This window comes from Paraburkholderia terricola, assembly GCF_900142195.1.
Classification (GTDB): Bacteria; Pseudomonadota; Gammaproteobacteria; order Burkholderiales; family Burkholderiaceae; genus Paraburkholderia; species Paraburkholderia terricola.
The window spans coordinates 22,554-29,916 of record NZ_FRAB01000063.1 but is presented as its reverse complement, the minus strand read 5'-3'; the positions used below and the strand labels follow the sequence as shown (position 1 = coordinate 29,916).

Genomic DNA, 7,363 nt, shown 5'->3' with positions numbered 1-7,363 from the left:
GCACAAGCGGCCGTTCGTATGGACCGCGACAGCCGATTCCATTCTCCGGAAAGTGGCCCGGCTATGCAAAGTTATTTCTGGGACGGAACACTAGAACACCTTCACCGGCACATTCACCACCAGCCGGTATTCCATGTTGTTGCCGTCCGAGTAGTGGTACTGGCCGTTGTGCCACATCGCGATGAAGGTGATCTTCGTGTCCTTGAAGCGGCCGCTTTGCAGCGTATAGCTCGGAATGAAGCCGAACTCGTGATGATGGCCGTGCACGGGCTCACCGTTCTTCCAGTACAGATCATGCAGCGGGGCCGAAGGCGAGGCATTCTCCGCCGCGCCCGCCGACCCGTCCGCGCCCCAGCCATAGGCGCCCCAGAACATCGCCTTGAGTCCCGGCAAGCCGGCGTACTTGCCGTCGAACGTATAGCGCAATTGCAACGACTGCTCGTGCGGCGCGTTGTAGTCCACATCCATCGAGTTGGTGAGGTAGATGCCGTTGGTCTCGTTGATGTAGTCGAAGAACTGGTCGCCGAGCACCTGCTGGTAGCCGAGCAGCAGCGCGTGCGGGCCGTGCTGCGCGGACACCGAGAGGCTGTACGCGTTGCTGTTGATATGCCCCTGGCGCGAGGCGCCGGTGTCGTGCGTCGAGTAGACGTTCGCGAGGCCGCTCCACTTGATCGTGCCGGGATCGCCGAACGATTGCGACACGGAACCGTAGTATTGACGCCAGACGTCGTCGGCCTGGTCGATATACAAGGACATCTCGCCGTTTTTGGCGTAATGCCAGGTGCCGCCCACATAGGTCACGCGATCGATACGCGTGCCGCCATAGGAAGTCGTCAGGTTGCTCAGGTTCGTATGGCCGCGGGCATCGACCTTGGTGAAGCTGCCGGCTTCGAGCGTGGTGTGCACCAGATCGTTGCTGACCAGCGAGACACCCAGGAAAGTCGGCGGCAACGCGCGATTGTCGTGCGGTTCGAGAAACGGATTGGCGACCGTCTGCAAGCCGTACTTCACGACCGTTTCCGAAATGCGCCCCTTGATGTCGTACATGCCGGGGTAGGCCCACGCGAGTTGCCGTGAACCGCCGCCGTCCTTGCCGACATGCACCATGTTGCCCGCGCCGTTGCCGCCGTCGAGCTTGAGCGCGGCGAACAGCGACGCATCCACGCCGAAGCCGACCAACCCTTGCGTGTAGCCCGATTCATAGTTGACTTGCGCGCCTTGCACCCACGCGTGGCGGTGAAGCGAGGGCGGCCCCTCGAAGTAATCCGAGTAGTTGCGGAACTGCAGGTTCAGATGGCTATCGGCGATGAAGCCCTTGCTGGCTGCCTGGCTCGACGGCGGCGTGGGCGGCGTGACCGTCTGATCGGCTTCTGCGTTGACGATTGCGTTGGTGGTATCTGGCTGATCGTTGCGCACCTGGCCGCCCGAATTCGCCCTGCGCTTGTTCGCGGTCTCGGCTTGCGCCTGCTGCGTGGGGGACGACAACGTTTGCGCAAGCGTTTGAGTGCTGGACGTGCTGGAGGTGGGCTGCGTTACGGCATCGTCGGCGTAGGCACTCGCGGCGACAGTCAGAGCGGGGAGGGTGAATGCGCAGCAAAGGAGGGTAGCTGTGCCGGATCTTTTCGAGCGGTTTTTTGTTGGGTTATTCATTAACGGTGTCTCCGTTTATTGTGGTGAATCCTTGGCTGGCGGTTAGCCAGTCCACGTTTACCGCTCGTCACAGAAACGACGGGACGAGCGGATCCAACGGCGCGACGGCCCGTCGCGCCGGGGAATACGGTTTTAAGTTCTCAGGCTGTGTGCTTTAGCTGTTCGCCAAGGGCGCTTCCTCCGGGGCGTGCCCCACGCGAATGCAGGCCACGCGCGTCGCGTTCGCACCGTGCGTGACGGGCTGCGGAATCTGCGTGGCGCAAGCGTCGATCGCATCCGGGCAGCGCGTGCGAAACGCGCAACCGGAAGGCGGATTCAGCGGCGACGCGATCTCGCCGCGCAACAGCAGATGACGCCGCGCGCGTTCGACGGCCGGATCGGGCACCGGCACGGCGGAGAGCAACGCGCGCGTGTACGGATGACGCGGCGTGCGGTACACGTCGCGCTTGTCGCCGAACTCCATCACACGTCCGAGGTACATCACCAGCACGCGGTGGCTGATCGCCTTGACGACCGCGAGATCGTGCGCGACGAACAGCAGCGAGAGCGACAACTCGCGTTGCAGATCGCGCAGCAGGTTGACGATCTGCGCCTGGATCGACACATCGAGCGCGGACACCGGTTCGTCGCAGATCACCAGTTGCGGCTCGCCGATCAAGGCGCGCGCGATGCCGACGCGCTGGCACTGTCCGCCGGAAAACTCATGCGGATAGCGGCGCAAGTGCTGCGCGTTGAGGCCGACGCGTTCGAGCATGGTCAGCACGCGCCGCTGCACGTCGGTGCGCGCAAGGTTCTGGCCGTGCGTGAGCAGCGGTTCCGCGACGATCTGTTCGATGGTCATGCGCGGATCGAGCGAGGCGAGCGGGTCCTGGAAAATCATCTGCACGTCGCGGCGCAAGCGCGAGGTGTCGCGCGTCGTGCTCGAAGTCGACGCGGGCAGCACGGTTTCGTCGCCGAGCCAGCGCACGCTGCCGCTCGCCACCGGCGCGAGTCCGACGATCGCGCGCGCCAGCGTGGATTTGCCGCAACCCGATTCGCCGACGAGCCCGACGGTTTCGCCGCGCCGCACGTCGAACGATACGCCGTCCACCGCGCGCAGCGTCGTCTTGCCGGACCACGGAAAGCCGCCGCGCGGCACGCCGAATTGCACCTTGAGATTCTCGACCGACAGCAGCGTGGCCGCGTTCTGGTTAGCAAGGGGAGTCGCGTTCATGCGTGTTGTGCCTCGATGATTTCCGCAACCGGCCGATGGCACGCGCGCAACGCGTCGAGATAGCCCTCTGCCGCGGCAAGCGGCGGACGCGATTCGCGGCACCGCTCGCTGCAAAACGCGCAGCGCGGCGCGAATGCGCAGCCCGCGCCGACCTCGCCGACCTCGCCGGGCAGCGGCGGATTGCCGGGAATGGTTTGCAGCGGACGGTCGTCGTCTTCGTCGGTGAGGCGCGGCAGCGCGTTCAGCAAGCCGAGCGTGTACGGATGCGTCGGCGCGGCGAACAGCGCGGCGGCGCTCGCCTGCTCGACGGTCTGGCCGGCGTACATCACCATCACGTCGTCGCATAGACCGGCGACCACGCCCATGTCGTGCGTGATCAGAATGATCGCGGTGCCGCGTTCGCGGTTCAGCTCGCGCAGCAATTCGATGATCTGCGCCTGCACGGTGACGTCGAGCGCGGTGGTGGGTTCGTCGGCGATCAGGATTTCCGGCTCGGAGAGCAGCGCCATGGCGATCATCACGCGCTGGCGCATGCCGCCGGAGAACTCGTGCGGATACATGCCGATGCGGCGCGCGGCGTCGGGAATGCGCACGGATTCGAGCGTTTCGATCGCACGGCGGCGCGCTTCGCGGCGCGGCATCTTGCGATGCAGTTGCAGCGTTTCGGTCATTTGCCGTTCGATCGTGAGGAACGGATTGAGCGAGGTCATCGGGTCCTGGAAGATCATGCCGATGCGGTCGCCGCGAATCCTGTTGAGCTCCGCTTCGGTCATGGTCAGCAGATTTTTGCCGCGATAGCTCGCCGTGCCCGACACGCGGCCGTTGCCCGCCAGCAGACCCAGCAGCGCCATCACGGTCTGACTCTTGCCCGATCCCGATTCGCCGACAATGCCGAGCGTCCGGCCGGCTTCCAATGAAAACGACACGCCCTGCACCGCGTCGACGGGTGCGCCTTCGCGGCGCGTAAAGCGCACGCCGAGGTCCTTGACTTCGAGTAGCGGCATGTCAGCGGTCCTTCGGATCGAATGCGTCGCGCAAACCGTCGCCGACGAAATTCACGCAATACAGCGTCACGCACAGCATCACGGCGGGGCACAGCAGGAGCCACGGCATCGATTCGAGCTTCTGCGCGCCGTCCTGGATCAGCACGCCCCAGCTCGTCATCGGTTCCTGCACGCCGAGGCCGAGAAACGACAGCACCGATTCGGTCAGCACGATGTTCGGCACCGTCACGCTCGCGTACACGACGACCACGCCGAACAGATTCGGCACGATGTGGCGCGCGATGATCGAACGCGAACTCACGCCGATTGCGCGGGCCGCGTCGATGAATTCGCGCGAGCGCAGCGACAGCGTCTGGCCGCGCACCACGCGCGCCATGTCGAGCCACGAGAATGCGCTGATGGTCAGCACGACCAGATAGAACGCGCGGCCGAACAGGGTCATCATCAGGATCGCGATCAGCATGTAGGGGATCGCGTACATCATGTCGACGATGCGCATCATCACCGCGTCCACGCGGCCGCCCAGATAGCCGGCGCTCGCGCCGTAGGCGACGCCGATCAGCCCCGATACCAGCGTGCCGAGCAGGCCGACTTCGAGCGACACGCGCCCGCCTTGCAGCGTGCGCGCGAGCAGGTCGCGGCCGAGTTCGTCGGTGCCGAACCAGTGCGCGTTTTGCCAGGTGGGCGGCAGGCTGATCGCGCTCCAGTCGCTGTCGATCGGTCCGTTCGGCAAGAGCCAGGGGCCGGCCACGCAGGCAATCACAATCAGAAGCAGCACGACGGAGCCGGTCAACGCCGCGCGATTGCGCACGAAGCGCATGGCGGCGGTGGCGAGCGGCCCGCGCGAGCGCGGCGCCCTGGCGATGGCCGCGAGCGGATCGAGCGCCGCGGCAGTCGTTTGAAGAGAGCGGGACATGGATCAGTACCGGATGCGCGGATCGAGCCACGCATACGCGAGGTCGACCAGCAGATTGAACAGCACGGCGATCGCCGTGGTCAGCACGACGAGGCCGAGCACGAGCGTGTAATCGCGATTGATCGCCCCGTTGACGACCAGTTGGCCGACGCCCGGCAGCGCGAACACCGATTCGGTGACCACCGCGGCGGTGATCGACGAGATGCACACCGAGCCGAGCAGCGACACGACCGGCATCAACGCGGGCTTGAGCGCGTGGCGCAACACGATCGTGCGGCCCGGCAGACCCTTGGCGCGCGCCGTGCGGATGAAGTTGCCCGACAGCACCTCGATCATGCTGCCGCGCATCACGCGGGCGATCGCGGCGACGTTGATGAAGGTGAGCAGCACGATCGGCAGCACGCGATAGCGCCATTCGCCTTCGCCCCAGCCGCCGGCCGGCAGCCAGCCGCGGCCTTCGGAGGTCCTGAGCAGAATCGCGAAGATCCATACCAGCACCGGACCGAGAACGAACGGCGGCACCACGTTGCCGATATTGCCGAGCACCATCACCGCGTGGTCGACGAAACGGTCGCGCCGCACGGCGGCGAGCGTGCCGAGCGTGACGCCGATCACGAGCGCGATCGGCACCGACACGCCGCCCACGCCGAGGCTCACCGGCAACGCCTTCCACACCAGATCGTTGACCGACCAGTCGGCGTAGCGGAACGACGGCCCGAGATCGCCGTGCAGCAGCGAGCCGAGGTAGTGCAGGTATTGCAGCCACAACGGTTCGTCGAGGTGATATTTGGCGTTGAGGTTCGCGAGCACGGCCGCCGACAGTTGCTTCTCGGTGTCGAACGGCCCGCCCGGCGTGAGGTGCAGCAGCAGGTAGCACGCGGTGATCACGGCGAGAATCGTCGGAATCGCCCAGAGCGTGCGGCGCAGCGTGTAGGCCAGCATGACGGTGCTCCCGCGCTTAGTGCTTGATCAGATACATGTCTTGCGTGGCGCGCTGATCGACGTAATTGGTCGACGTGTAGCCGCCGACATACGGCTTCACCAGCCGCACCGCCGAATACTGGAAGAGCGGCACCATCGGGTAGTCGTTCATCGCCAGATCGTGCGCCTGCGTGAGCATGGCGGTGCGTTTCGCGTCGTCGAGTTGCTGGTTGGCTTCATCGACCAGTTTGTCGACTTGCGGATTGCAATAGCGCTGATCGTTCTGCACGCTGTGGCAGCGTATCAAGTCAAAATACGACATGGCGTCGTTGTAGTCGACGAACCAGCCGTCGCGCGAGGCTTGCACCTTGCCGTCGTGGCGCTGCTTGAGCAGCACCTTGTACTCCACGTTCTCCAGTTTCGCGTTCACGCCGAGCTTGGTGCGCCATTCGGAGGTTGCGAATAGCGCGACCTTTTTATGCAGATCGTTGGTGTTGTACGTGAAGGTGAAGGTGAGCGGCTTCGCGTCCGAATAGCCGGCGGCCTTCAGCAGATTGCGTGCGTATTCCACGCGCCTGGGCATCGGCCAGGCGGCCCAGTCAGGCTTGAATACCGCCGCGCCTTGCGTGCCCTTGGAGATCAGGCCGTACATCGGCAATTCGCCGTCCGCGGTCAGGCGCTGGGTCAGCAGGTCGCGGTCCAGCACCATCGACAGCGCCTGGCGCACGCGCTTGTCCTTGAACACCGGGTCTTCGTTGTTCAGGCTGTAGTAGTACGTGGCGATCTGCAGGCCGGTTTTCAGTTCGGAGCCGAACTGCTTGCCGACCTGCGCATAGACGCCCGACGGAATCGTATAGGTGTAGTCGAACTGGCCGGCCTGATACATGCGCATCGCCGTTTCGTCGTTTTCGATCGGCAGGTAGGTCACTTTCGTGATCACGACCTTGCCGGCATTCCAGTACGTGCTGCTTTTCGTGCCCACGAGGCGGTTGCTCGGCTGCCAGTCGGTCAGCGCATAAGGACCGTTGCCGACGAAGTTGCCGGGCCGGGTCCACTCGCCGCCGAACTTCGTCACGACCGCGTGGTTGACCGGGACCATCGTCGGCATGGCGGTGAGTTGCGGGAAGAACGCGGCCGGCACCTCGGTGGTGACTTCCAGCGTGTAGGGATCGGGCGCGCGCACGCCGAGGCTCGTCATCGGCGCTTTGCCGGCGAGAATCGCCTTGGCGTTCTTCACGAATTCGACCAGCACCGTGTACTTCGAGCCGGTTTTCGGATCGAGCACGCGCTGCCATGCATAGACGAAGTCCGCCGCCGTGACCGGCTGCCCGTTGCTCCAGCGCGCGTCGTGGCGCAGCTTGAACACCCATGTGTCGGGCCCGGTGCGCGTCCACGATTGGGCGACGCCCGGCACGACCGCGCCGGCCGCGTCGATGCGCGTCAGACCTTCGAACAGGTCGAGCGCGATCGTATTGCCGGTCCAGGATTCGACGTGCGCGGGGTCGAGCGATTCGGTTTCGGCGGGCACCTGGCGGGTCAATTCCTGGCTCGCGGCGAGCGTGACGCCGGCGGGCACGTTGACCGCGAATGCGGAAGACTGAAACGTAAGGACGAGCGCGGTCAGCGCCGTCGCGTAGGCAAACGGGGTTTTCATCGGTT

The 7,363-nt window shown here is 65.0% G+C and carries 6 protein-coding genes; all 6 read right to left on the bottom strand.

Translation table 11 applies throughout. The features are described from left to right. Positions 1–90: 90 nt before the first annotated feature. Positions 91–1,650: an OprD family outer membrane porin gene (locus BUE39_RS31270; RefSeq protein ID WP_073432495.1), complete on the bottom strand. Its 1,560-nt coding sequence runs from the start codon at positions 1,648–1,650 to the stop codon at positions 91–93. 154 nt (positions 1,651–1,804) lie between these two features. Beyond that, positions 1,805–2,863 carry an ABC transporter ATP-binding protein gene (locus tag BUE39_RS31265; RefSeq protein ID WP_073432494.1) on the bottom strand — a complete coding sequence of 353 codons (1,059 nt, stop codon included), beginning with the start codon at positions 2,861–2,863 and terminating at the stop codon, positions 1,805–1,807. Next, a complete protein-coding gene (locus BUE39_RS31260; protein ID WP_073432493.1) occupies positions 2,860–3,867 on the bottom strand; it encodes an ABC transporter ATP-binding protein in 1,008 nt (335 codons plus the stop codon). Before BUE39_RS31260 ends, BUE39_RS31265 begins: the two co-directional genes overlap by 4 nt. A gap of 1 nt (position 3,868) precedes the next feature. Next, positions 3,869–4,783 carry an ABC transporter permease gene (locus BUE39_RS31255; protein WP_268802011.1) on the bottom strand — a complete coding sequence of 305 codons (915 nt, stop codon included), beginning with the start codon at positions 4,781–4,783 and terminating at the stop codon, positions 3,869–3,871. 3 nt (positions 4,784–4,786) lie between these two features. Then, positions 4,787–5,725, bottom strand: a complete 939-nt coding sequence (locus BUE39_RS31250; RefSeq protein ID WP_073432492.1) for an ABC transporter permease subunit — start codon at positions 5,723–5,725, stop codon at positions 4,787–4,789. A 16-nt stretch (positions 5,726–5,741) separates the two neighbouring features. Then, the gene (locus BUE39_RS31245) at positions 5,742–7,358 is read right to left on the bottom strand and encodes a peptide ABC transporter substrate-binding protein (protein ID WP_073432491.1); all 1,617 of its coding nucleotides are present in this window, start codon (positions 7,356–7,358) and stop codon (positions 5,742–5,744) included. Between the last annotated feature and the right edge of the window lie 5 nt (positions 7,359–7,363).